Raw genomic sequence first — 22,739 nt, 5'->3', positions numbered from 1 at the left:
ATCGACCATGGCAGACAATGAAGCGGAAGGCGGCGCAGCCGCCGAAGGCGCGGAAGCCGCTCCGCCGAAGAACAAGCTCAAGCTCATCATCATGGCCGTCGGCCTGCTCGCCGTCCTCGGCGGCGGTGCCGCGACCTGGTTCTTCTTCTTCCGTCATGGCGACGACGAGCATCACGCCGAGGCGGCGCCGCCGCCGAAGCCGCCGGCCTTCGTCGACGTGCCCGACATCATGGTCAACCTCGCGGGCGCGCCCGGCGAGCGCGTGCAATACCTGAAGCTCAAGATCGTGCTGGAGCTGAAGGAAGAGAAGCAGATCGAGGCGATCAAGCCGACGATGCCGCGCGTCACCGACATCTTCCAGACCTATGTGCGCGAGCTGCGCTCCTCCGACCTCAACGGGTCCGCCGGCGTCTTCCGCCTCAAGGAAGAGCTGACCAAGCGCGTCAACGCGGCGGTCGCCCCGATCCAGGTCAGCGCGGTGCTGTTCAAGGAAGTCGTGATCCAGTGAGCATGACGGGCTAGGGATCATGGCGGGCACCGACCAACCAGACCAGGATGCAATTGCCGCCCAATGGGAGGCCTCGCTTGATTCCGAGGATCCCGCCGAGGCCGCGAAGGCTGCTGCCGAAAACGAACTATCCGAGACCATGGCCCTGCAATGGGCGGCCATGGTCGAGGACGGCAGCCGCGATCTCGGCGCCGGCAAGAATTCCGGCGAGCGGGTGCTGTCGCAGGAGGAGATCGACAATCTTCTCGGCTTCGCGGTCGGCGACGTCACGCTCGACGACCATTCCGGCATTCGCGCGATCATCGATTCAGCGATGGTCTCCTACGAGCGTCTGCCGATGCTCGAAATCGTCTTCGACCGCCTGGTGCGGCTGCTGACGACCTCCTTGCGCAATTTCACCTCCGACAACGTCGAAGTCTCGCTCGACCGCATCACCTCGGTGCGCTTCGGCGACTACATGAACTCGATCCCGCTGCCGGCCGTTCTCTCGGTGTTCAAGGCCGAGGAGTGGGAAAACTTCGGCATGGCGGTGGTCGATTCCAGCCTGATCTATTCGATGATCGACGTGCTGCTCGGCGGCCGCCGCGGCGCGAGCCAGCTCCGCATCGAGGGCCGGCCCTACACCACGATCGAGACCGAGTTGGTCAAGCGGCTGGTTGAGGTGGTGCTGGCCGACGCCGAGCAGGCGTTCCGGCCGCTGTCGCCGGTCACCTTCACGATCGACCGGCTCGAGACCAATCCGCGTTTCGCTGCGATCAGCCGTCCTGCCAACGCCGCGATTCTGGTGCGCCTGCGCATCGACATGGAAGATCGCGGCGGCAACATCGAGCTGCTGCTGCCTTACGCGACCATCGAGCCGATCCGGGGCGTCCTGCTCCAGATGTTCATGGGCGAAAAATTCGGCCGCGACACGATCTGGGAGGGCCATTTCGCCACCGAGATCAACCAGGCCGAGATCGCGGTCGACGCCGTGCTCTACGAGGCCGAAATCCCGCTCAAGCAGCTGATGCGGCTCAAGGTCGGCGACACCCTGCCGCTCGACATGCGCGCGGATGCCAACGTGACCGTGCGTTGCGGCGACGTCACCCTGACCGAGGGGCGGATGGGCCGGGTCGGCGACCGCGTCGCGATACGGGTGACGAAACCCCTGCGCAAGCCAAGTACGACACTTGCGATGTTCGAGAAGGTGGACGAGCAGAACAAGATGATGGAGGCCCCATGAACCACTCCCTGGGAATGGCGATCGAGACGCTGGTGGCTATCCTGCTGATGCTGACCATCGTCTACTGTGTCATGCTCAACAAGCGGCTGACGCGGCTGAAGGCGGACGAGCATTCGCTGAAGGCGGTCATCGGCGAGCTGATCACCGCCACCGAGATCGCCGAGCGCGCGATCGGCGGGCTGAAGCTCGCCGTGCGCGACGTCAACGAGAACCTCGGCAGCCAGCTGGCGGCGGCGACGCAGATGTCGGACCAGCTCTACAAGCAGCTCGGCGAAGCCGACAACGTGGTGCGGCGCCTGTCCAAGATCGCGATCGCCGCGCGCCCTGCGGCGAGCCCGGAAACGGCCGCGGTGCCCGCGGCCAAACCCTCATCGGCGAAGGCGGTGGCGGCTGCGGCCGAAGCCTTCTCCGAGCGCCGACGATCCAACGGCCTTGCGGCATAAAGTCAGGGTATGAAATCCTTTCGTAACATCCGCGTCATTCCGGTCGTCCTCGTCGCCGTCGCAGGGCTAGCCACGCTCAAGGTCGTGGGCCTCGTGATCAATGGCGGCTATGTCTTCGACTACCAGCCGAGCCAGATCAAGAAATCCTGGGCGCAGGAGAATCTGAACTTTCCGACGGGGCGGGAAGACCCCGATATCACGGGATCTACCCACGGCGCGCCGAAGGAGGCGCCGAAGCCCGCCGCGCCCGAGACCAAACCCGAGGGCACCGTGATCAAGATGGACGAGGCCCAGCCGCAGGTCTCGGCCTCCGAGCGCGCGATCCTGGAGCGCTTGCAGGCACGCCGCCAGGAGATCGAGTCCCGCCAGCGCGAGATCGACATCCGCGAGAGCCTGCTCAAGTCGGCCGAGAAGCGCATCGAAAACAAGGTGGAGGAGATGAAGGCGGTGGAATCCCGCATCTCCGCGACCCAGGCAGAGCAGAAGGCCGCCGAAGCCCAGCGCATGAAGGGCCTCGTGACCATGTATGAGGGCATGAAGCCCAAGGACGCCGCACGGGTGTTCGACCGGCTCGAGATGGGCGTGCTGATCGAGATCGCCTCGCAGATCGCGCCGCGAAAGATGTCGGACATCATGGGCGTGATGTCGCCGGAGGCCGCCGAGCGGCTGACGGTCGAGATGGCCCGCCGGGCCAATGGCGGCGGCGATCAATCGGCCGCGGCCGGCGATCTCCCCAAGATCGACGGCAAGCCGACGCAAAAGCCGAATTGAGGGCTCCGGAGGCGCGGCGCGCTCCGGCAGCCTGAGCGCAATCGCGCGGTCGTTCGGCCTGTACGCGGCTAGACGCCTTGCATGTCTAGTTCGCGAACCGCTGTTGAACCCTGGGACCCGTCGCGCTCGGCGGCTTCTCGACGGGAAGGAGGGTCTCGCAGTGCTGCCTGATCAGCGCAGCCTTCGTCGTGCGAGTCACGAGATGAAGGGTGCTGTGGCAGCAAGAGCACTCGTATACCTTCAGTGCATAGCCCCGCGCGATTGGAAAGACGGCTACGACCGTTCTTGCCTGGCTACATACAATACAGTTGGCTTCTCCGCTCATTGATTGCTCCCCCAAAAAAGTTGACCAATCGCATTCGCATCGCAATGATCACATTTGATTCAGAGTCGTTGATGGACCGCAACACCTCTGAGGTTGTGCGAGCCTGCTCGGCAACCAAGTACGCAGATCAAACGCGCCGGGGAGTGGGCTGATCTCCGCGAGCTTGACGTCTTTGCCGCACGAAGCTCGTCGGCTCGCGTTGCAGATGCAGCTGAAGCAAGCGGCATCCTCTGAGACTGCGATGAGTTGACGCGTGCAACTGTGAACTGGAGTACAGTGGTGCTGGAGAGTTCGTCCTAGGCTCCCGCCATCGGCAATCAGCCGCGCGGGCGGAAGCCATGAATTACTCGTCCGTAGCAGAACGCGCAATCGAAGCCGTCAATCGGCTGCTCATCGCGGCGATGACGTTGGCCTGGACATCCGCGCTTGACCATCAGCATGCATTGCCGCCGCAAGAAGAGGATGGCGACACTGACGATGCGTATCCCGAGCGGGACGGCTCCGTCGCGTCGGATTGCACGGAAAAACAACACTGAAGATACAATCGCCCTGAGGACATCACACGATCAGATCGTGCGGCACGTGGGCGTGACCTGAGCCCGCACCGTGAGCCGGATCAATATGCGGCGGGGACGATTCAGGCATCGACGCCGCCCTGGATCCGTGGACGCCGCCAGCATGTTCGTGATGACCGGACGGGTCCGAAGGATCGTCCAATCCTGCGCTGAGCTCTGAATGATGGCCATGCCAGGCGCCATCCGTGGTGGCGTAGGGTTCGACCGCCGCGTGCCAGGCCACGGGCGCAATGTCACCCGAACCGTCAGAGCCGTGCTGCTTGAAGTGAAAAGAGTCCCCGAGGGGAACCGAAGCACCTCGAGGAAGGCCGTTCTCCGCTATCGGGTCGCCATGATGCTGACGCGAGTGATTTTCGTGGCGTGACGTCTCGATGGAGTCTGGGCCGGAATCGATGCTCGGGTCGACCGTGGACGGTGTGACCGGGCCGCTGTCCTTGGCGGCCACGCTCTCCCGAGCGGGCGCGATCTCCTTGCCGCTGTCGAACGGTGTCGGCTTGTCGAATACGAACCTATCCTCCGCGGCTGCTGTGGGATGAAGCTGGTTGACGGGCGGCGCGTGGCTTGCCGCGGAGACCACGTTCTTGCTGGTGGACGCGTCCGATCGCGTGTTCGTATCGTCGGGCTGAATGAACTCGGTGTGCCTGACGAGGGCGATCCGGTCGCAATCGGCATCGAACCTGCACGCGCTCGCCTTCGCGGCTTGCCCGGGCCCGTATCCGTCGATCAGGGCGGCTCGCTCATGGACGATTTCGCCTGATGAGAAACTGCTCGCCGTCGTCGGGTTATCGGTCGCGCCGTTGTCCGCGCCCGGTTCCAGATTAGCCGGCTCGGTTGCCATCGCATGACCGGACGTTTCCAGCGCGAGCATGAAATCCGACGTCTGGACGGTGGAGAAGCCGTCGAGATGAATTTCCACCAGACTGGAATCGCCGATGGTCAGGCTTTGATCCGTCGGATTGACGTAAACGATGGTCTGGTTCGCCGAGCTGTCGTAGAGCCAGGCGATCGTATGTGCGGGCACCGTCGTGCTGGAGGGGTCGAGTGCCAGCACGGAGAGGGTGAGCGCGCCGAGCGCTATCAGGTCGCTCCGCTCAGAGTCTGCCTTGAAACCAGAGATGATATCAGGGCGCGCTGCGCTGGAATTTGACGTCGAGGCAAAGACGAAATGATCGTCTCTGGAGCCGCCGGCAAGAAGGGTCTGTTCGTGCCCGTCGTGACAGGTGTCGCAACCGCCGTTTGTGCCGATCTTGCCATGATCCGGACTTTCGGCGGAGACACTGATGCCATCAGTGTTTGCGTCATGAGTGCTCGCAGCCACCGTCGGACCGGCGGCAAAAGCTCCCGCAGCCGTATTGTCTTCGGGGAGCGCGGCGGCGTGGGGCGGATAGGCGGTATCGGGAGCTGCCGCGTGGCCAAAATGGTCGTGATCGTCGGCACCGTGGATTGTGATGGCTATGGCCTGTTCCGTCCCATCGATGGTCGTGACCGTGAAGGTGTCGGTCAAAGTCTCGCAGGAAGGAAGCGCCTGCACGGCACAGTTGGCGGTGTCGAGCGTGTAGATCCACACACCGGCGGCGGTCATCGTGAAAGTGCCGTAGCCGCCCGCGCTCCGTGTCGCACAAGTGACAGGCGTGAATGTGTTCGGCGCATTGTCGACGTCGGTGTCAGTCAGTCTGCCGCTCGCCGTCGGCTTGCCGTATTCCCTGCAATCGGGCTCGGTCACCGAGCCGGTGATGCAGCCGTGGATGATGGCCGGATCGTTCGTGCCGTGGATGGTGATCGTCACCACCTGCGCGGTGCCGTCGATGGTGGTCACGGTGAAGGTGTCGGTCAGGGTGTCGCAGACGTTCAGCGCCTGCACGGCACAGTTGGCGGTGTCGAGCGTGTAGGTCCATACTCCGGCGGCGGTCATCGTGAAAGTGCCGTAGCCACCCGCGCTCGGTGTCGCCGAACAGACCGGCGTAAACGTATTGGGTGCGTTGTCGACGTCGGTGTCAGTCAGTCTGCCGCTCGCCGTCGGCTTGCCGTGTTCCCCGCAATCGGGCTCCGTCACCGAGCCAGTGATGCAGCCGCGGATGATGGCCGGATCGTTCGCGCCGTGGATGGTGATCGTCACCACCTGCGCGGTGCCGTCGATGGTCGTCACGGTGAAGGTGTCGGTTAGGGTGTCGTAGGCGTTCAGCGCCTGCACGGCGCAATTGGTGTTATCGAGTGTGTAGGTCCAGACGCCGTCAGCCGTCATCCGGAAACAACCGTAACCGTGGTCGCTCGCCCTTGGCGAGGTCACCGGCGTGAAGCTGTCGGGGGTATTGTCGACATCCGCATCTGCAAGCTTGCCGGTCGCGGTCGCGGTCGAGGTCCCGGGCTTCCCATACGCGGCTTCCGTTAGGGTGCCGGTCGTCGTCCCGGAAATGACGGCAGCATCGTTGGAGCCGTTGATCGTGATGGTAATCAACTGCGGGGTCCCACCGATGCTGGTCACCGTGAAGGTGTCGGTCAGCGTCTGGCCGACGTTGAGAGCCTGCACCGCGCTGTTGGATTGATCGAGCGTGTAGCTCCAGACGCCATCGGCGGTCATCGTGAACGTGCCGTAGCCGTGTGCACTCTTCGTCGGGGACTTGACGGCCGCGAAAGTATTGGCGGGGTCGTCGACGTCGACATCCGTAAGCTTGCCGGTTGTGGCAGCTGGGGCGGATACGGCATTGGCGACGCCGCCGAGTTCGATTGACGCGCCGGTCGTCGTGCCGGAGATGATCGCCGCGTCGTCGGCTCCGTTGATGTTGATCGTGAAGGCCTGTTCAGCCGAAAGCGACCCGTCGGACACGGTGATCACAAAGCTATCGGTGGTCGGCGCCTTCAGCGCATTGATCGCGCCACTGTCGGGAACGAAGGCATAGGCGCCAGTCGTGCTGTTCAGATAAAGCGTGCCATAAGAGCTGGTCTTCGATACGTCGTAGATCGCTCCCTGCAGCGCGGTAGCGCCCGTAGCGCCTCCACTGATGCCGAAAGTCAGTGCGGCGTTGGAGCTGGAGCTGCTGGCGCTGAACGTTCCCGTTGTTGCGGTGAAGACGTCGAACACGACCGTGTCGAGTTCAAGCGGGCCCGCCTGCGCATTCAAGATCGGCGGCGTCCGCACGGGCGTGATGATGTCGGGCACCGTGACGATGATCGGTTGCAACGGTGGCAGTGCGTTTGGCGCCGCGGGCGCTATGAAATTGATCGGCTCCAGCGGCAGAGATTCGACGAACGGAGGCGTGCCGGACCCGTTCTTGCCAAATCCCTTCGATAAATTTTCGAGCGCCTCCTGCTGGGCCACCCGCAGCTCCTCCATGCGCGTGGGGCTGTTGTCGAGCTGGTTCACGGTAAGCCCGGAGCCGACCTTGCTCAGCACGACCGTTTGGCCGGGGTCCTCGACGATGATGTGCCGCGGGGTTGATTCCTTGGTCGTGAGCTCGAACGCGCCGTGTGCAAAGTCCTTGTATGTAATCGTATCGTCGTCCAGGAACGTTGCGTTCGGGTCTGCGGCCCTGACCTCTTTGATCATCGAGAAGAGCAATGCCGTGAGCGACAGCATCCCGAAACGGCCGGCAGAGGCTCGCTCATGAGACTGAATAGCGGGTACATCAGGAGGATTGCTCTTCGCCGTCTTCACGCGGCGATGCAGGCCCGCAGCCGCTTCGCGCTCGTCCCCGTGCTCTCCAGTGGACGTGACGGCCATTTTTCAACCTCGATTGCCCGAGCGGTCGGCCTCAGGCGTCGCCCTATGCCGCCGCATCTTGGCCGGCCTGCCGCGTCACGCGATCGGGAACAATTTTGTGCCGGCAACCTCAGCCATGCCCGCTAAAAGACGTGGTTTCCCAGAATTCCGCCGAGCCGATCACGGCAGAATTGCTGTCGTTTCGCCGACGGCACCGCTTTCAGCGCCGAAGGCTGTTTGAAATTGCCCGGCGCGGATAGTGACTCTTTTGGACACGGCGATCAGCCATTCGGATTACCCCGCAATAACCATTTTGGCTGTCGTGGTTTGCGGTGGCTGGTCTGCCATTATCCCCGATGGCTTTCGCCGGCGCTGTCGGAGCCGTTCGGATGCTCGAGGATCATATCTTCGAAAAGGAGGAAGCCATGGGCACTCGTGCAACGATTGTTCTCGTGGCAGGTCTCGTGCTTGCGCTGGCCGCCTCGTCACCCCGCCCGGTTCAGGCGCAGGACGATTCTCCGCGGCGTGCTGTGCTGGACTCGTCGTCAAAGCCAATCGGGAAAGTTGTGACAGCCGATGGCTCGGTCATCATCGAGCATGCGGGCGCCGCCATTGTCCAGGCAAACGTCGGGGGCGAACCCATCCAGACGAAGATCGGTGATCTCGTCTATTTGGGCGATTTGGTTCGAACCGGTGCCGACAGTCGAGTCGGCATCAACTTCGTGGATGGAACTTCGTTCAACTTGTCGAGCAACGCCCGCATGACATTGGACGAATACGTCTACGAGCCGGGTGGAAAGTCCAATTCGACAGTCTTCAACCTGACCAAGGGTACGTTCGTTTTTGTTGCCGGCCAGGTTGCGAAGACCGGCGACATGAAGATCGAAACGCCGGTCGCGACGATGGGCATTCGAGGCACCACACCTCACGTCGAAATCTCGGACGACGGGACCACCAAGTTCTCCACTCTGATCGAAGAGGGCAAGGACAAATATGCGAAGAAGCCCGGCGCTGCGGGGACACGCCCACCCGAGAAAAGGGCCGAGCGAAGGCTCAATCTGAACATCTGCCGCGGCTGCTAGAGAATTGGTCCCAGCCGGTGCAATCGCCAGATCTCAGAAGATCGGGAGCCTGACATGAAACCAGGATCCTCCGTTGCCGAAGGCGGACTGGCGCTTGTCGTCCTGATGTTGGTCGGCTTGCCGGTCGTGGCCCAAAGCTCCAAGGTGAAGGACAGCTATCTCAGCAATATCGAACTGTGCAACGGGACGGGTACCACCTCGCTCGATGCCCGGATCGGTGCCTGCACGACTTTCATACAGGCGCGTCCAGGCTCGACGGCAGCTCTGGCAATCGCGTACAACAATCGCGGCAACGCCTACACTGCAAAGGGCGACTACGACAGCGCCATCAGCGATTTCGATCAGTCGATCGCACTCAATCCGACATACGCAAAGGCCTTCAACAACCGCGGCGTGGCTCACCTGAGGAGACGCGAATATGAGCTCGCGATCGAAGCCTTTGACGATGCGATCAAGCTCGATCCCGGCTACGGCGCTGCCTTCGTCAACCGCGCCGGAGCCTACCTGAAGAAAAACGACCACCAGCGCGCGGCGCATGATTACGACGAGGCAATCCGTCTCCAGCCCGCCTCGCGGGCGGCATGGAGCGGACGATGTTGGACCCGGGCGGTTCTGGGTGCCTCGCGAGAAGCGTTGGAGGATTGCGACAGAGCGCTTCAATCGGGGTCGACCAGCGCTGCCGTGTACGACTCGCGTGGGCTGATCCACCTGAAGATGGGTGAGTTCGGTGCGGCGATCGATGACTACAATTCTGCCCTGCGAGCCACCCCGGAACTGGCGAGCGCGCTGTTTGGCCGCGGCCTTGCCAAGCTGAAGCAAGGCGATGCGATCGGCGGAAAATCTGACATTTCGACTGCTAGGACAATTCAGAAGAACATCGGCGACGAGTTCGCGCGTTATGGCGTCGATTACGACTGAGTTGGCCCGGTGAGGCGGAACGAATCGGAGGTGAATATGGATGCAAGGTTCGCGCTCATTCGGGCTCACGACGATAGCATTCGCCGCTATCAGCGGTTGTTGAACACGCCGCTGACGGATCTCGAGCGTGAGTACATCGAGCGCCGAATCTCGGAAAAGCGATTGACCTTGCAGTCAATTCGCGAAGCGCGAGGCAAGTTGAATGCATTACCGGCCAATCGCGGGGTTTGATCGGCATTCCTGATGGGTGCGGACGACGGGATGTTAACACCTCCTTAACCACTTGCTCTCCAGATTTCGCAGCACGAACGCCCGAGCCCGCAAGCAGGCGTCGCGACGCACTGTGCCGGGTGAATTCGTCATTACAGCATTAACAAGTCCTTAATTGGCAAAACCTACAGTCGACGGCACGGGCCGGCGCCAGTGCCGGCATGGACCGCCGAATTGGAAGAAACGTCGCCAATGGCGCAGAAGGCTGCCGCTGGATTTATGTCGCGAGCCCGCGCTTTGGCGCGGGGGCTGTCGCGTCATGTCCGCAAGGCACCCGTGCTGGCGGCCTGCCTGCTCGTCGGCCTCGGTGCGCCCGCCCGCGCCGCCGATGTGGTCCGGGGCGAGGCGACCTTCGCGGCCGGTGGCGGCTTTGCCCGTCTGGTGATCAAGCTGGGCGAGGACGTTCCCTCCGAGGTGACGACGGCCGGCTCCATTCTCATCATTCGCTTCGACCGGGCGGTCGACGTTCCCGTCGATCGCGTTCCGGAAGGTGCGCCCGACTACGTCAATTCTGCTCGCCGCGATCCCGACGGCAGCGCCATCCGCCTGTCGCTGGCGCGGCGCGTCACCGTTAACACCATGAACGCCGGCGAGCGCACCTTCATCGATCTCTTGCCGGAGGGCTGGAAGGGGCCGCCGCCAAGCCTGCCCATGGACGTGGTCAAGGAACTGGCCGAGCGTGCGCGTGTCGCCGAACGGGCCTTGCGCGCCCAGCGCGCCGCGGCCGAGACCAAGAAGCGTCCGCAGATCCGTGTGCGCGCCTCGGTGCAGCCGACTTTCGTGCGCTTCGTGTTCGAGATGCCCGACGGCGTCGGCGTCTCCTCCGTGCTCAACGAGCAGAAGCTCACGCTTGCGTTCAATGCTGGCCTCAATTTCGATCTGGCGGACGCCGTCGTCGCCGCGCCTCCGAACGTCGCCTCGATCAAGCAGAAGTCCGACATCGACCAGACCAGTGTCGAGATCGCGCTGATCGGCGATTCGGACGTGCACTCCTTCCGCGACGAGAAGAATTACGTCGTCGACATCTCCTTCCAACCCGACAAGGGCAAGACCGCGGCGACGGCTGAGGCGGTGATCGCGCAGGCAAAGCCAGTGGCCCAAAGCCATGGACCGGCTCCGGAAAAGCCGGCGGCCGAGAAGCCGAAGGAGGTCCATCGCGAGATCGCGCCGCCGACGTCCGAGACGATCGCGCGCGAATCGAAGATCGATGTCAAACCCGAGGTGAAGCCGGAAGCTCCGGCGGCGATGCCGCCCGTCGAAGCATCGAAGCCTGCGCCGGTTCCCACGGCCGAAGCTCCCAAGCCCGCGGAGGCCGCCGCGCCGGCCGCTCCCGTCGCGCCGATGGCGCCTGCCGTCGTCGAAGCGCCCAAGGAGGTCTTGAAGGAGGCTGCAAAGGAGCCGGTCAAGGAAAGCGTCAAGGCCGCACCTGCCGAGGCGCCGACCGCGCCGCAGCCCACCGTCGCCAGCGTCGATGTCCGCCGCGACAGCGATGGCTTGCGCGTGATCTTCCCGCTTCAGGTGGCAACACCTGCGGCGGCGTTCCGCCGCGGCGATACGGTGTGGCTGGTGTTCGATACGCCGAAGCCGATCGACGTCGAGGCGATCCGCAGCCGGGGCGGTGCGATGATCGGCGAGGTCAGCCGCATGCCGCTCGACAAGGGGCAGGCGGTCCGCATCCGTCTCACCCGGCCGCTGGTCTACTCGCTGACGAGCGAGGAGGTCGGCAAGGAGACCAATTGGCTCCTGACGCTCGCCGACAAGATCCAGGCGACGCCGCTGCCGCTGATGATGTCGCGCAACATCACCGACCCCGCGCTCGCCAATATCGCGATCCCCTTCGCCAATCCGGGCCTGCTGCACAAGCTGACCGATCCCGACGCCGGCGACACGCTCTATGTCGTCACCGGGCAGCGGCCGGTGCGCGGCTTCATCAAGCGGCAGGATCTCGTCGATCTCTCGCTGCTCGAATCCGCGCACGGCATCGCGATCCGGCCGAACTCCGACGAGGTCGGCGTCGAGGTTGGATCCGACAAGGTCATTCTCGGCAAGAAGGGCGGACTGACGCTCTCGCCGGTCGATATCTCCGCCGAGCGCGCGCCGACCGCGGTGCGGCCGGTATTCAGTCCGGAAGGCTGGCGCAAGGGCCAGTCGGAGGATTTCTGGACGCGCCAGAGTAGTCTGATCACGGCGATCGCGGCCGTCGAGCCGGCGCAGCGCTCGCTGCCGCGGCTCGATCTCGCACAGTTCTACATGTCGCGCGCCATGTACCACGAAGCCAAGTCGATGACCGACCTGATGCTGGCCGATCCCCTCAACAAGGAGGAGAGCGGCGCGCTGATCATGCATGCGATCGCGAACATCCTGATCGGCCGGCCAGCGCAGGGCTTGAAGGACCTCGCCAATCCCGTGATCGGTAACAGCCACGATTCCCAACTCTGGAAGGCGCTCGCCTATTCGCGCCAGGGCAAGTGGGCGGATGCGCGCGAGAAGTTCAAGAACGTCGAATCCGCCATCGCCTCGCTGCCGATCGACATCCAGCGCATCGTGACGATGGAGGCGATGCGCGCCTCGCTCGAGGTGAAGGATTATGCCGGCGCCTCCAAGCGCCGCAGCGAGATCGAGGTGGTCGGCATATCGCCCGAGGCGGCGCCCGGCTTCGCCGTGCTGCGCGGCCGGCTCGCCGAGGCGCTCGGCCACGACAAGGACGCGCTCGACGACTACAAATTCGCGGTCGCCTCGAACGATCGTCAGGCGGCGGCCGAGGCCAAGCAGCTCGAAGTGGCGCTACGGCAGAAGCGCGACGAGATCAGCAAGGAAGACGCGCTGCGTGAGCTCGAGACGCTGTCGATGACCTGGCGGGGCGACTCGATCGAGGTCAAGACGCTCCAGATGCTGTCGCAGATCTATGCCGAGAACGGGCGCTACAGGGACGCGCTCAGGGCGGCGCGCACAGCGACAAGGCTCCAGCCGAACGCCGAGGCCTCGCGTCAGGCGCAGGACCTCGCCTCCGACCTGTTCACGCAGATCTTCCTGGGGCCCAAGGGCGACGAGCTGCCGCCGGTCGAGGCGCTCGGGATGTTCTACGAGTTCCGCGAGCTGACGCCGATCGGCCGCCGCGGCGACGAGCTGATCCGCCGCCTCGCCGACCGTCTCGCCTCGATCGACCTGCTCGACCAAGCCGCCGAGCTGTTGCAGTACCAGGTCGACCATCGCCTCGAAGGCGCAGCCCGCGCCCAGGTCGCCGCGCGCCTGTCCATGATCTACCTCGCCAACCGCAAGCCCGACATGGCGATCTCGGCGCTGCGCGCGAGCCGCATCAGCGATCTCTCCGGCGAGCTGCGGCAGCAGCGGCTGCTGCTCGAGGCGCGCGCGCAGAGCGACGTCGGCCGCCACGATCTCGCGCTCGACATCGTCTCGAACGTTTCCGGGCGCGAGGTGCTCCGCCTGCGCTCCGACATCTTCTGGGCGGCGCGGCGCTGGCGCGAATCCGCCGAGCAGATCGAGCTCTATTACGGCGACCGCTTCCGCGACTTCAAGCCGCTCAACGCGGTGGAGAAGAGCGACATCATCCGCGCCGCCGTCGGCTATGCGCTTGCCGACGATTCGATCGGCCTGTCGCGCTTCCGCGAGAAATATGCGCCGCTGATGAGCGAGAGTGCGGACCGGGTCGCCTTCGACATCGCGAGCAAGCCGGCAGCGTCCTCCAGCGCCGAATTCGCCGAGATCGCCAAGCTCGCTGCCAGCGTCGACACGCTCGACGGCTTCCTGCGCGAGATGAAGCAGCGCTTCCCCGACGCAACCGCCCGCGCGCCGGCCTCGCCGCAAGCCAAGGACGAGGCCGACCACACCGGCTCGCTGCCCACGATCCCCGTCGTGCGGCAGATCAAGATGACGCGGTAGGAACCCTGCTACCACGAGGCCTCTCGACAGGTGCCCGTTGAAGCGGCAACCTGCGCGTCTTCATGCCGGGAGAGCGTCGATATGAGCAAGCCTGCCAAGACCGAAGCCGAACTCATCGCCATGGCGCGGGCCGAATTGAAGGTCCATGCCGATGGTCCGGATGACCTCGTCTTCTCGATCGTCCGCGACGGCGACAGCTGGGAATTCCGCGCCGATGCCGACCAGGCCGCGACGGATAAGCCGGGCTTCCCCGAAAGCGTCGCCATGCTGGTGCAGATCGGCGATCACCTCAGCAAGCAATATGACGTGGAGGGGTAGGGGCGCTGTCGACGCCGTCTCACTGTACGCCACGTTCTCGGTGTCATCGCCCGACTCGATCGGGCGATCCAGTATTCCAGAGACCGCAGTGATGAAATCGAAAGGCCGCGGCGTACTGGATGCCCCGGTCCCGGCTCCGCTAGGCTACGCCGGGCCCACCAGGGCGCTCGGCCGGCAAAGCTTCAGCGAAGACGGCAAGCCGGGGCATGACGGCGGATGGAGCCGCAGTTATCCGCCCCCGTAACTCTGCACCAGGCTTCCCGCCACCAGTGACCAGCCATCGACCAGCACGAAGAAGATCAGCTTGAACGGCAGCGAGATCGTTGCCGGCGGCAGCATCATCATGCCCATCGACATGAGCACGGAGGCGACGACGAGGTCGATGATCAGGAAGGGGAGAAACAGCAGGAAGCCGATCTCGAAGGCGCGCTTCAGCTCGGAGATCATGAAGGCGGGGACGAGGATGCGCAGGGCGAGGTCATCCGGCGTGGCCGGCGGCGGCTCGCCGGAGAGATCCAGGAACAGCTTGAGGTCCTTCTCGCGTACGTTCTTCTGCATGAAGCCGCGCAAGGGGACGGAAGCGCGCTGGAGCGCATCCTCGACGCCAAGCTGGTTGGCGACGAGCGGGCGGATGCCCTCGTCGTAGGACTTCTGCAGGACAGGTCCCATCACGAAGAAGGTGAGGAACATCGCGAGCGCGATGATCACCGAGTTCGGCGGCGCGGTCGCCGTGCCCATCGCGGTGCGCAGCAGCGACAAGACGACCACGATACGCGTGAATGACGTCATCATGATCAGGATCGACGGCGCGATCGACAGCACCGTGAGCAGCGCGATGAGCTGGATCGCGCGCTCGGTGACGCCGCCGCCCCCCTGACCGCCGAGATTGATGCTGATGTCCTGCGCATGCGCAGGCATCGCGAGCGAAGCCGCGGCGATCAGGACAGAAAGAAAAACAACTCTACGCGGGAGGGCCGGCAGCCTCACGAAGACGGCTTCGGACGGCCGAGCAGCGAGGCCATCTCGTCTTCGAGATTTTCAAAGCTGGTCTTCTCCGCGGCCGGCTTTGCGGGCGGAGCCGGGGGTGCTGGCGGCTCGCTGCGTGCGGCGCGGGGCGGCGGTGGCGCGGGCGGCTCCGGCGCAACCGTCTCGCCGGCGGGGCGACGCAGCGCGGCTTCGAGACGCTGCGCCATCTCGGCGAGATTCTGCTCGGCGTTCGAGGGCGCGGCAGGAGCGGGGGCCGGCGGCGGAACGGGTGGAGCCTGCGGCGCGGGCGGAGGAGGCGGTGGCGCGGCCGCGCGCTCGGCGCGCACCGGCGGCACTTTCACCGGCTCGCTCTGCCGCGGGGGACGTGGCATCAGCGGAGGCTCGCTGCGGGCGATGCGCGGCGGAACCGGCTCGGGGCGTGCCTCGCGCTCGGGGCGCGGCGGCAGGATCGGCTCAGGCGGAAAGCCGGCCAGTGGCGGTTCGTTGCGGCGCTCGGCCAGTGCGGGAGCGGGTCGGCGTACCTCGTCGGCGAAGGAGGGACGCGGACGCGGCGGCGGCTCGGGCATTTGCGGTTCGGGATGATCGAGCAGTTCGGGCCGCGGAGCTTCGTCGGTCCAGCTGCTGGTATCGGGCATCGGGGCAAGGCGCGGCGGTTCGGCGGCATTGGAACGTTGCGGAAGCTGGTCACGGCCGGGCGCGGCGCGCACGATATTGGGCTCGACGACGATGTCGGTGGGACCGCCAATCATCAGGAGATGCTCGACATTGTCACGCCGGACCAGCACCAGGCGGCGCCGGCCATCGACCGCTGCGGCATCGATCACGGCAAGCCGGGGCATCCGGCCGCGCTGGGTGTTGGCACCGAGCCGGCTGGTGGCGAATCGGCGAACCAACCATGCGGCGACGCCGATCAACGCCAGAACGACGATGAACGCCACGATGAAGGTGATTGGGCTGCCTTGCATACTTGTCCCCGACAAATGGCGCTTTTCTCGTGCCCATGGTCAGACGCGCCGACCATCGGCGTGGGATGCCCCAAACTGCGATTTCTTAACGTCCCACGGCAAGTTTTGCCGTCCCCAGCTCTTAATAACCTATGAATCGCTCGATCCAAAACGACTTCTTGGCCTGTGCATGGCCCGCCAAACGGTTGGGTTAATGCCACTTTTGGATGCGTAGAATCACGGGGGCGCAAAGTGGTGTTCCGTCAAGGGGCATGCATCGACGCCATCTTTAACCACCTGTTAACCATACACGCGGCAAATTCTGCCTAGCTTCGGGCCTTTGGTCCGAGAGGCGGAAGGAGCCGCAACGATGTCCATCAACGATCTCCCGGAGCTGTCGGCGCTTCGCACCAAGATGCAGTGGCACCAGGAACGCCAGCGCGTCCTGTCCGAGAACGTCTCCAATTCCGATACGCCCAAATTCCGGCCGCGCGACCTCGTCGAGCCGAAGCTCGACAAGGCGGGGGCGGTCACGGGCTCGATGGGCCCCTTGGCGCTCACCCGCACCAGCGGCTCCCACATGACGCCGTCAGGTGCTGCCTCGGCGTTCGACCAGAACAGGAATGCAGGTTTCGAGACCCGTCCCGCGGGCAACGCGGTCAATATCGAGGAAGAGATGATGAAGGCCGCCAGCAACCAGATGGACTATGCGGCGGTGACCTCGCTGTATTCCAAGAGCCTGCGTCTGCTCAAGACCGCGATCGGGAAGGGTTAGAGGTAGAGGAAGCGCATCATGGCGAATGACAGCAGCGACTTTGCCCGCTCGATGGCGATCGCGACCTCCGGCCTGCGCGCGCAGGCCGGGCGCATGCGGGTGATCTCGGAGAACATCGCGAACGCGGATTCGACCTCGCAGACATCAGGCGGCGATCCCTACCGGCGCAAGGTGCCGACCTTCTCCTCCGCGCTTGACCGCACGCTCGACGCGCAGGTCGTCACCCTCGGCAAGATCAAGCCGGACCAGTCGAACTTCCGCACCAAATTCGAGCCGAACAATCCAGCCGCCGATGCGACCGGCAACGTCAAATATCCCAACGTGAACTCGGTGGTCGAGATGACCGACATGCGCGACGCGCAGCGGTCCTACGAGGCCAATCTCAACATCATCAGTGCGACGCGCCGGATGATCCAGCGCACGCTCGACATCCTCAAGAGCTGAACAGGACATTTGAGCCATGGCATCACCGACAATCGCAGCCAATGCTTATGCCAACCTCGCCCGCGTGCTGGAGAACAGCGGCGCCGGCAAGGGCGGCGAAGCGAGCGGGCAGTCCTTCGCGTCGCTCCTGAAAGACGCCGTCGGCAGCGTCATGGAGTCCGGCCGCAAGTCCGACGCCCAGACGGTGGCGATGGCCGCCGGCAAGGCCAACGTGATGGACGTGGTGACGGCGGTCGCCGACACCGACGTCGCGGTGTCCACGCTGGTCTCGGTCCGCGACCGCGTGATCGCGGCCTATGAAGACATCATGAAGATGCCGATCTGATTTTTGGCGCTCGCGCTCGCCCCAATCGTCATTGCGAGCGCAGCGAAGCAATCCAGAATCTTTCCGCTGGCGACAGTCTGGATTGCTTCGCTGCGCTCGCAAAGACGGGGATAAGCCTTTGCTTCGCTCGGAACAGCGGTGAGGAGGCGAGAAATGAACAAGGAATTCTGCACATGACCGGACCTGAGACCCTCGACGTCGCGCGTGATGCGATCTGGACCATCGTGATCGTGTCGTCGCCGCTGATGGTGGTCGGCCTCGTGGTCGGCGTCGTCGTGTCGCTGTTCCAGGCGCTGACGCAGATCCAGGAGCAGACGCTGATCTACGTGCCGAAGATCCTGGCCATCTTCGCCACGATGCTGCTGGCGCTGCCGTTCATGGCCGACGCACTCCATTCCCACATGATGCGGATCTCGTCGCGAATCATCGGCGGCTGAGGCACAATGCGCCCGACATGCGCATCGACGTCTCGCTGCTGCCGGCGCTCGCCGCTTCCTTCATGCTCGCCTTCGCCCGGGTCGGTGCGATGGTGATGCTGTTGCCGGGGCTGGGCGAGACCAACATTCCGACGCGGATCAAGCTGGCGATCGCGCTGCTGCTCACGCTGATCATCCTGCCGCTGCATCGCAACGCCTACCAGGTCGACATGGGCTCGATCGCGCCGCTGCTGGTCATGATGCTGCATGAGATCGTGATCGGCATCGTGCTGGGGGCGACCGCGCGCGTGACGTTGTCGGCGCTTCAGGTCGCGGGCGCCGTGATCGCGCAGCAGATGGGGCTCGGCTTCGTCACTTCGGTCGATCCGACACAGGGACAGCAGGGCGTGCTGGTCGGCAATTTCCTGACCATGCTCGGGGTGACGCTGCTGTTTGCCACCGACAGCCATTATCTGGTGATCGCCGCGCTGAACGACAGCTACACGATCTTCGCGCCCGGCGAGACCGTATCGAGCGGCGACGTCGCTTCGCTGGCGACGCGCGCCTTTGCCGCGGCGTTCAGCCTGGGCTTGCAACTTTCCGGACCGTTCCTGGTGTTCGGCCTCGTCTTCAACATCGGGCTCGGCGTGCTGGCGCGGCTGATGCCGCAGATGCAGGTCTATTTCGTCGGCGTGCCGCTGTCGATCTTCGTGGGCTTCCTGGTGCTCGCCGTGGTGCTCACCGCGATGATGGGCACGTATCTCGACTATTTCATCGGTGTCATGCACCAGATGATGCCGCTCAGATAGGTGATCGATGGCAGACGACAACGATCCCGACAGTCAAACAGAAGACCCGACACAAAAGCGTCTCGAAGAGGCGCTCGAACGCGGCGACGTCGCCAAGAGCCAGGAGATCAACACCTGGTTCATGATCGCGGGCGGCACGCTCGTGGTCTCCACCTTCTCGGGCTCGGTGGGCAGCGGGCTGGTGACGCCGATGCGCAACCTGCTCGCCAACTCCTGGATGATCAAGACCGACGGCAGGGCTCTGCTCGCGCTGATGCAGCAGATCGAGGTCGCCGTGCTCGCAGCAATCGGCGTGCCCCTGCTGATGCTGGTGCTGGCGGCGATTGCCGGCAACGTGCTCCAGCATCGCCTGGTCTGGTCGGCCGAATCCCTGAAACCCAAATTCAGCAAGCTGTCACCGGCCGAGGGCTTCAAGCGCATCTTCGGCAAGCAGGCGGCCGCGAACTTCCTCAAGGGGCTCGGCAAGCTGATCGTGCTCGGCGCGGTCATGACCGTGGTCCTGTGGCCGGAGCGCCATCGCATGGAGGCGATGGTCAGGCTCGATCCGGCCGCCATGCTGGGCGCCAGCACCAGCCTGACCATTCATCTGCTCGGCGCAGTGGTCGCGGCGCTCGCGATCATCGCCATTGGCGACTATTTCTTCCAGTATCGCAGCTGGTTCCAGCGGCAGAAGATGTCGCTCCAGGAGATCAAGGAAGAGTTCAAGCAGTCCGAAGGCGACCCGCACATCAAGGGCAAGCTCCGGCAATTGCGCCAGCAGCGCTCCAAGAAGCGCATGATGGCGGCGGTTCCCAAGGCCTCCGTGATCATCACCAACCCGACCCACTATTCGATTGCGCTGTCCTACGAGCGCGGGATGTCTGCGCCGATCTGCGTTGCCAAGGGCGTCGATAACCTCGCCTTCAAGATCCGGGAGATCGCTCGCGAGCACGACATCCCGATCGTCGAGAACGTGCCGCTCGCCCGCGCGCTCTACGCCACCGTCGAAATCGACCAGGAAATCCCGACCGAGCACTACCATGCGGTCGCCGAGGTCATCGGTTACGTCATGCGGCTGAAGCACGGATTCGGCGTCGGACGCGGATAAAATACCCGAAAAGTACCGGAAATGGCCGTAATCTGGGAATCAGCGTACCTTTCGCCCTTGCTGCCCTTGCGCCTGCGGGTCCGATTCAGGCAGGGAGGACCCCACGCGCCCCGTAGCGCGTTGATTCTCTGCCGACAGGCTGTGCCAGCTTGAAATGACTGCCGAGACCGACCACGAACTCACACGCGAGCCCGTTGCGGCGCACGAGCCGTCGCCGCGCTCGGGCAGCATTGCGCTGGTGCTGCTGGTGGCCGCCGGCCTCGTCGCCGTCGCCGTCGGGCTGATGACGCTCGGGCGCGCGCAGGCGCAGCCCTATATCCTTGGCATCCTCGCCGTGCTGGCGATGGTCGGCCTGTTCAACCTGTTCGCCTTCGCCGCCGGCATCATCCGCTTCGTCGACCGCAGTCTCGACGATCCCGTGATGGGGCGCATTGCCGACCACGCCTTCGACGGCCTGGCCGTGACCGATCCTCGCGGCCACGTGGTCTATTCCAACGCCGCCTATCTGACGCTCACCGGCGCAAGCGGACCGCAGGAGGTGCGGCCCGTGGAGCGCGTCTTCATCGGCAACCCCGACGTCTCCGAAGCCGTGTTCCGCCTGCTCAAGGCCGCGCGCGAAGGAAAACGGCAGCAGGAAGAGGTGCGCATCTCCGGCCATGACGGCAGCCAGGGCCGCTGGCTGCGCATGCGGGTGCGCCCGCTCGGCACCGGGAAGCGCGAGGCGAAATACGCGGTGTGGTCGATCGCCGACATCACCCGCGACCGCGAGCGCCAGGAGGACGTGTTCCAGGAACTCCAGCACGCGATCGAATATCTCGATCACGCGCCCTGCGGCTTCTTCTCGGTCAATCCGGCCGGCGAGCTCGCCTATGTCAACGCGACGCTGGCGAACTGGCTCGACTACGATCTCGCCGAGATCGGTTCGGGCGGGCTGAAGCTCACTGACATCGTCTCCGGCGATGGCGCCTCGCTGCTCACCGCGATCGTGGCGGTGCCGGGCGAGGTGAAGACGGAAGTCTTCGACATCGACCTGCGCATGCGCACCGGCAAGACCATGCCGGTGCGGCTCTATCACAAGCTCGCCTTCGGCGCCGACGGCGCGCCGGGGCCGTCGCGCACGCTCGTCATCAGCCGTGCCCGCGACGAGCGCAGCGATCCCGACCGCGCCGCCGAAGTGCGCTTCATGCGTTTCTTCGACCACACCCCGATGGCGATCGCGACCGTCGACCGCGGCGGCAACGTCGTGCGCGCCAACGCGCGCTACGCCAAGCTCGGGCAGGCCCTCGGGCTCGACAGCGCCAGCAAGTCGATCTTCGGTGCGGTCAATTCGCGCGACCGGCACCTTTTGATCACGGCCATCAACCAGGCCGCGGAGGGCCAGGCCGACGTCGCGCCGGTCGAGGTGGCGCTCGAAGGAACCAAGGAGCGCTGGGGCCAGTTCTTCGTCACGCCGGTGGATGCCGCCGAGAACGACGCCGAGGCGGCCATCGTGCACATGCTCGAGACCACCGAGCGGCGTGCGCTGGAGAACCAGATCAACCAGTCGCAGAAGATGGAGACGGTCGGTCAGCTCGCCGGCGGCATCGCCCACGACTTCAACAACGTGCTCTCCGCCATCATGATGGCGAACGACTTCCTGCTGAACGCGCACAAGCCGACCGATCCGTCGTTCCAGGACATCATGCAGATCAAGCAGAACGCGACGCGCGCCGCGACGCTGGTGCGGCAGCTGCTGGCGTTCTCGCGGCGGCAGACGCTGCGGCCGCAGGTGCTCGACCTCGGCGATGCGCTCTCCGACCTCGCCATGCTGCTGCGCCGGCTGATCGGCGAGAAGGTCAAGCACGAGACCATTCACGGCCGCGATCTCTGGCCGGTGAAGGTCGACGTCTCCCAGTTCGAGCAGGTGATCGTCAACCTCGCGGTGAACGCGCGCGACGCCATGCCCGACGGCGGCAAGCTGATCATCCGCACCGCCAACGTCACCGCGGAAGAAGCCGCCAAGCTCGCCTACAAGGGCATGCCGGCCGCGGACTATGTGCGGATCGAGGTCGCCGACACCGGCACCGGCATCCCCGCCGATATCCGCGACAAGATTTTCGAGCCGTTCTTCTCGACCAAGGAAGTCGGCAAGGGCACCGGCCTCGGGCTGTCCACCGTCTACGGCATCGTCAAGCAGACCGGTGGCTTCATTTACGTGGACTCGGAACCGGGGCAGGGGACTTCGTTCCATATCTTCCTGCCGCGCCATCACGCCGAGCCCGAGGCGCAGGAGCAGCCCGCAGCAGTGGTCGGCGCGACCAATGGCGCCGCGAAGGAGACCGCGCCTGCGGCGGCGGAGGCCAAGCCGCGCACCGATCTCACCGGACAGGGCACCATCCTTCTCGTCGAGGACGAAGAGGGCCTGCGCGCGCTGAACGCACGCGGCCTGCGCTCGCGCGGCTACACCGTGGTCGAGGCCGAGAACGGCGTCGAGGCCATGGAGGTCCTGGAGGAGCAGAGCGGTGCGATCGATCTCGTCGTCTCCGACGTCGTGATGCCTGAGATGGACGGCCCGACGCTGCTGAAGGCGATGCGCGAGAAGAATCCCGACATCAGGTTCATCTTCGTCTCCGGCTACGCCGAGGACGCCTTCGAGAAGAGCCTGCCCGAAGGCCAGCAATTCGACTTCCTGCCAAAGCCGTTCACGCTCAGCCAGCTCGTGGCGGCCGTGAAGGAGACGATGGCAAAGGCGGGATGAGGGCGCGCGCTTGTCACGTTCTCCGCAATGACGGGGAAAAGCGGAATTCGCCTCGTAAGCCCGCCGGTAACCCGCGACCGCGGTTCCTCAGCACCCCCGGCCAAACCCCCGCCAAATATGGGCTTTTGCCACATCCCCGCGACTGAGGGCCGCAGCCATAAGTTCCGAAACCGGCTTCACTTTTCG

General features: G+C 64.6%; 20 protein-coding genes. 17 read left to right on the top strand and 3 right to left on the bottom strand.

All coding sequences use genetic code 11. The features are described 5' to 3' along the window. The first annotated feature begins 7 nt into the window (after positions 1–7). The 5 genes from fliL to ACKWRH_RS30235 all read left to right on the top strand — a co-directional run bounded on the left by fliL (position 8) and on the right by ACKWRH_RS30235 (position 3,805). Positions 8–508 (top strand): flagellar basal body-associated protein FliL, encoded by a 501-nt coding sequence (gene fliL, locus ACKWRH_RS30255; RefSeq protein ID WP_212095498.1) that lies wholly within the window; start codon positions 8–10, stop codon positions 506–508. A gap of 19 nt (positions 509–527) precedes the next feature. Next, on the top strand, positions 528–1,730 hold the full coding sequence (gene fliM, locus ACKWRH_RS30250; RefSeq protein WP_014494007.1) for a flagellar motor switch protein FliM: 1,203 nt from the start codon (positions 528–530) through the stop codon (positions 1,728–1,730). Next, positions 1,727–2,173: a DUF6468 domain-containing protein gene (locus ACKWRH_RS30245; protein ID WP_014494008.1), complete on the top strand. Its 447-nt coding sequence runs from the start codon at positions 1,727–1,729 to the stop codon at positions 2,171–2,173. The genes fliM and ACKWRH_RS30245 overlap by 4 nt, the downstream gene beginning before the upstream one ends. A gap of 9 nt (positions 2,174–2,182) precedes the next feature. Beyond that, on the top strand, positions 2,183–2,944 hold the full coding sequence (locus ACKWRH_RS30240) for a MotE family protein (protein WP_445216483.1): 762 nt from the start codon (positions 2,183–2,185) through the stop codon (positions 2,942–2,944). A gap of 663 nt (positions 2,945–3,607) precedes the next feature. Next, on the top strand, positions 3,608–3,805 hold the full coding sequence (locus ACKWRH_RS30235) for a hypothetical protein (protein ID WP_445216482.1): 198 nt from the start codon (positions 3,608–3,610) through the stop codon (positions 3,803–3,805). Positions 3,806–3,827: 22 nt separating this feature from the next. Here the strand turns inward: ACKWRH_RS30235 and ACKWRH_RS30230 are convergent, their stop codons facing one another. Then, positions 3,828–7,562 (bottom strand): VCBS domain-containing protein, encoded by a 3,735-nt coding sequence (locus ACKWRH_RS30230; RefSeq protein WP_445216481.1) that lies wholly within the window; start codon positions 7,560–7,562, stop codon positions 3,828–3,830. Positions 7,563–7,930: 368 nt separating this feature from the next. Between ACKWRH_RS30230 and ACKWRH_RS30225 the strand changes: the two genes are divergently transcribed. From ACKWRH_RS30225 to ACKWRH_RS30205, 5 genes are all read left to right on the top strand, one after another. Next, positions 7,931–8,623, top strand: a complete 693-nt coding sequence (locus ACKWRH_RS30225) for a FecR family protein (RefSeq protein WP_445216480.1) — start codon at positions 7,931–7,933, stop codon at positions 8,621–8,623. Between the two features lie 105 nt (positions 8,624–8,728). Then, the gene (locus tag ACKWRH_RS30220) at positions 8,729–9,541 is read left to right on the top strand and encodes a tetratricopeptide repeat protein (RefSeq protein WP_445216479.1); all 813 of its coding nucleotides are present in this window, start codon (positions 8,729–8,731) and stop codon (positions 9,539–9,541) included. Positions 9,542–9,577: 36 nt separating this feature from the next. Further along, on the top strand, positions 9,578–9,772 hold the full coding sequence (locus ACKWRH_RS30215) for a hypothetical protein (RefSeq protein ID WP_445216478.1): 195 nt from the start codon (positions 9,578–9,580) through the stop codon (positions 9,770–9,772). Between the two features lie 231 nt (positions 9,773–10,003). After that, entirely contained in the window at positions 10,004–13,711 is a 3,708-nt protein-coding gene (locus ACKWRH_RS30210) for a tetratricopeptide repeat protein (protein WP_445216477.1), read from the top strand. A gap of 81 nt (positions 13,712–13,792) precedes the next feature. Then, positions 13,793–14,029 (top strand): hypothetical protein, encoded by a 237-nt coding sequence (locus ACKWRH_RS30205; protein WP_445216476.1) that lies wholly within the window; start codon positions 13,793–13,795, stop codon positions 14,027–14,029. A gap of 228 nt (positions 14,030–14,257) precedes the next feature. On the opposite strand, the gene fliP is transcribed toward ACKWRH_RS30205, so the two are convergent. Then, positions 14,258–15,016, bottom strand: a complete 759-nt coding sequence (gene fliP, locus ACKWRH_RS30200) for a flagellar type III secretion system pore protein FliP (RefSeq protein ID WP_028158333.1) — start codon at positions 15,014–15,016, stop codon at positions 14,258–14,260. Continuing rightward, positions 15,013–15,981: a flagellar biosynthetic protein FliO gene (locus ACKWRH_RS30195; protein WP_445216475.1), complete on the bottom strand. Its 969-nt coding sequence runs from the start codon at positions 15,979–15,981 to the stop codon at positions 15,013–15,015. Before ACKWRH_RS30195 ends, fliP begins: the two co-directional genes overlap by 4 nt. Positions 15,982–16,330: 349 nt before the next feature. On the opposite strand from ACKWRH_RS30195, the gene flgB reads away from it, so the two are divergent. The 7 genes from flgB (at position 16,331) to cckA (ending at position 22,553) form a co-directional block, all read left to right on the top strand. Beyond that, positions 16,331–16,735 (top strand): flagellar basal body rod protein FlgB, encoded by a 405-nt coding sequence (gene flgB, locus ACKWRH_RS30190; RefSeq protein ID WP_445216474.1) that lies wholly within the window; start codon positions 16,331–16,333, stop codon positions 16,733–16,735. 18 nt (positions 16,736–16,753) lie between these two features. Beyond that, positions 16,754–17,179, top strand: a complete 426-nt coding sequence (gene flgC, locus ACKWRH_RS30185; protein ID WP_445216473.1) for a flagellar basal body rod protein FlgC — start codon at positions 16,754–16,756, stop codon at positions 17,177–17,179. A gap of 16 nt (positions 17,180–17,195) precedes the next feature. Next, entirely contained in the window at positions 17,196–17,504 is a 309-nt protein-coding gene (fliE, locus tag ACKWRH_RS30180; RefSeq protein WP_039152240.1) for a flagellar hook-basal body complex protein FliE, read from the top strand. Positions 17,505–17,677: 173 nt separating this feature from the next. Further along, on the top strand, positions 17,678–17,941 hold the full coding sequence (gene fliQ / locus ACKWRH_RS30175; protein ID WP_014494021.1) for a flagellar biosynthesis protein FliQ: 264 nt from the start codon (positions 17,678–17,680) through the stop codon (positions 17,939–17,941). A gap of 17 nt (positions 17,942–17,958) precedes the next feature. Then, the gene (fliR, locus tag ACKWRH_RS30170) at positions 17,959–18,729 is read left to right on the top strand and encodes a flagellar biosynthetic protein FliR (protein WP_445216472.1); all 771 of its coding nucleotides are present in this window, start codon (positions 17,959–17,961) and stop codon (positions 18,727–18,729) included. A 7-nt stretch (positions 18,730–18,736) separates the two neighbouring features. Continuing rightward, on the top strand, positions 18,737–19,816 hold the full coding sequence (gene flhB / locus ACKWRH_RS30165) for a flagellar biosynthesis protein FlhB (RefSeq protein ID WP_445216471.1): 1,080 nt from the start codon (positions 18,737–18,739) through the stop codon (positions 19,814–19,816). Between the two features lie 154 nt (positions 19,817–19,970). Continuing rightward, positions 19,971–22,553, top strand: a complete 2,583-nt coding sequence (cckA, locus tag ACKWRH_RS30160; RefSeq protein ID WP_445216470.1) for a cell cycle histidine kinase CckA — start codon at positions 19,971–19,973, stop codon at positions 22,551–22,553. The last annotated feature ends 186 nt before the right edge of the window (positions 22,554–22,739 follow it).

This window comes from Bradyrhizobium sp. Pa8, from assembly GCF_052588265.1.
The sequence above is the reverse complement of the archived record's forward strand: the minus strand, read 5'-3'. Positions and strand labels throughout refer to the sequence as shown.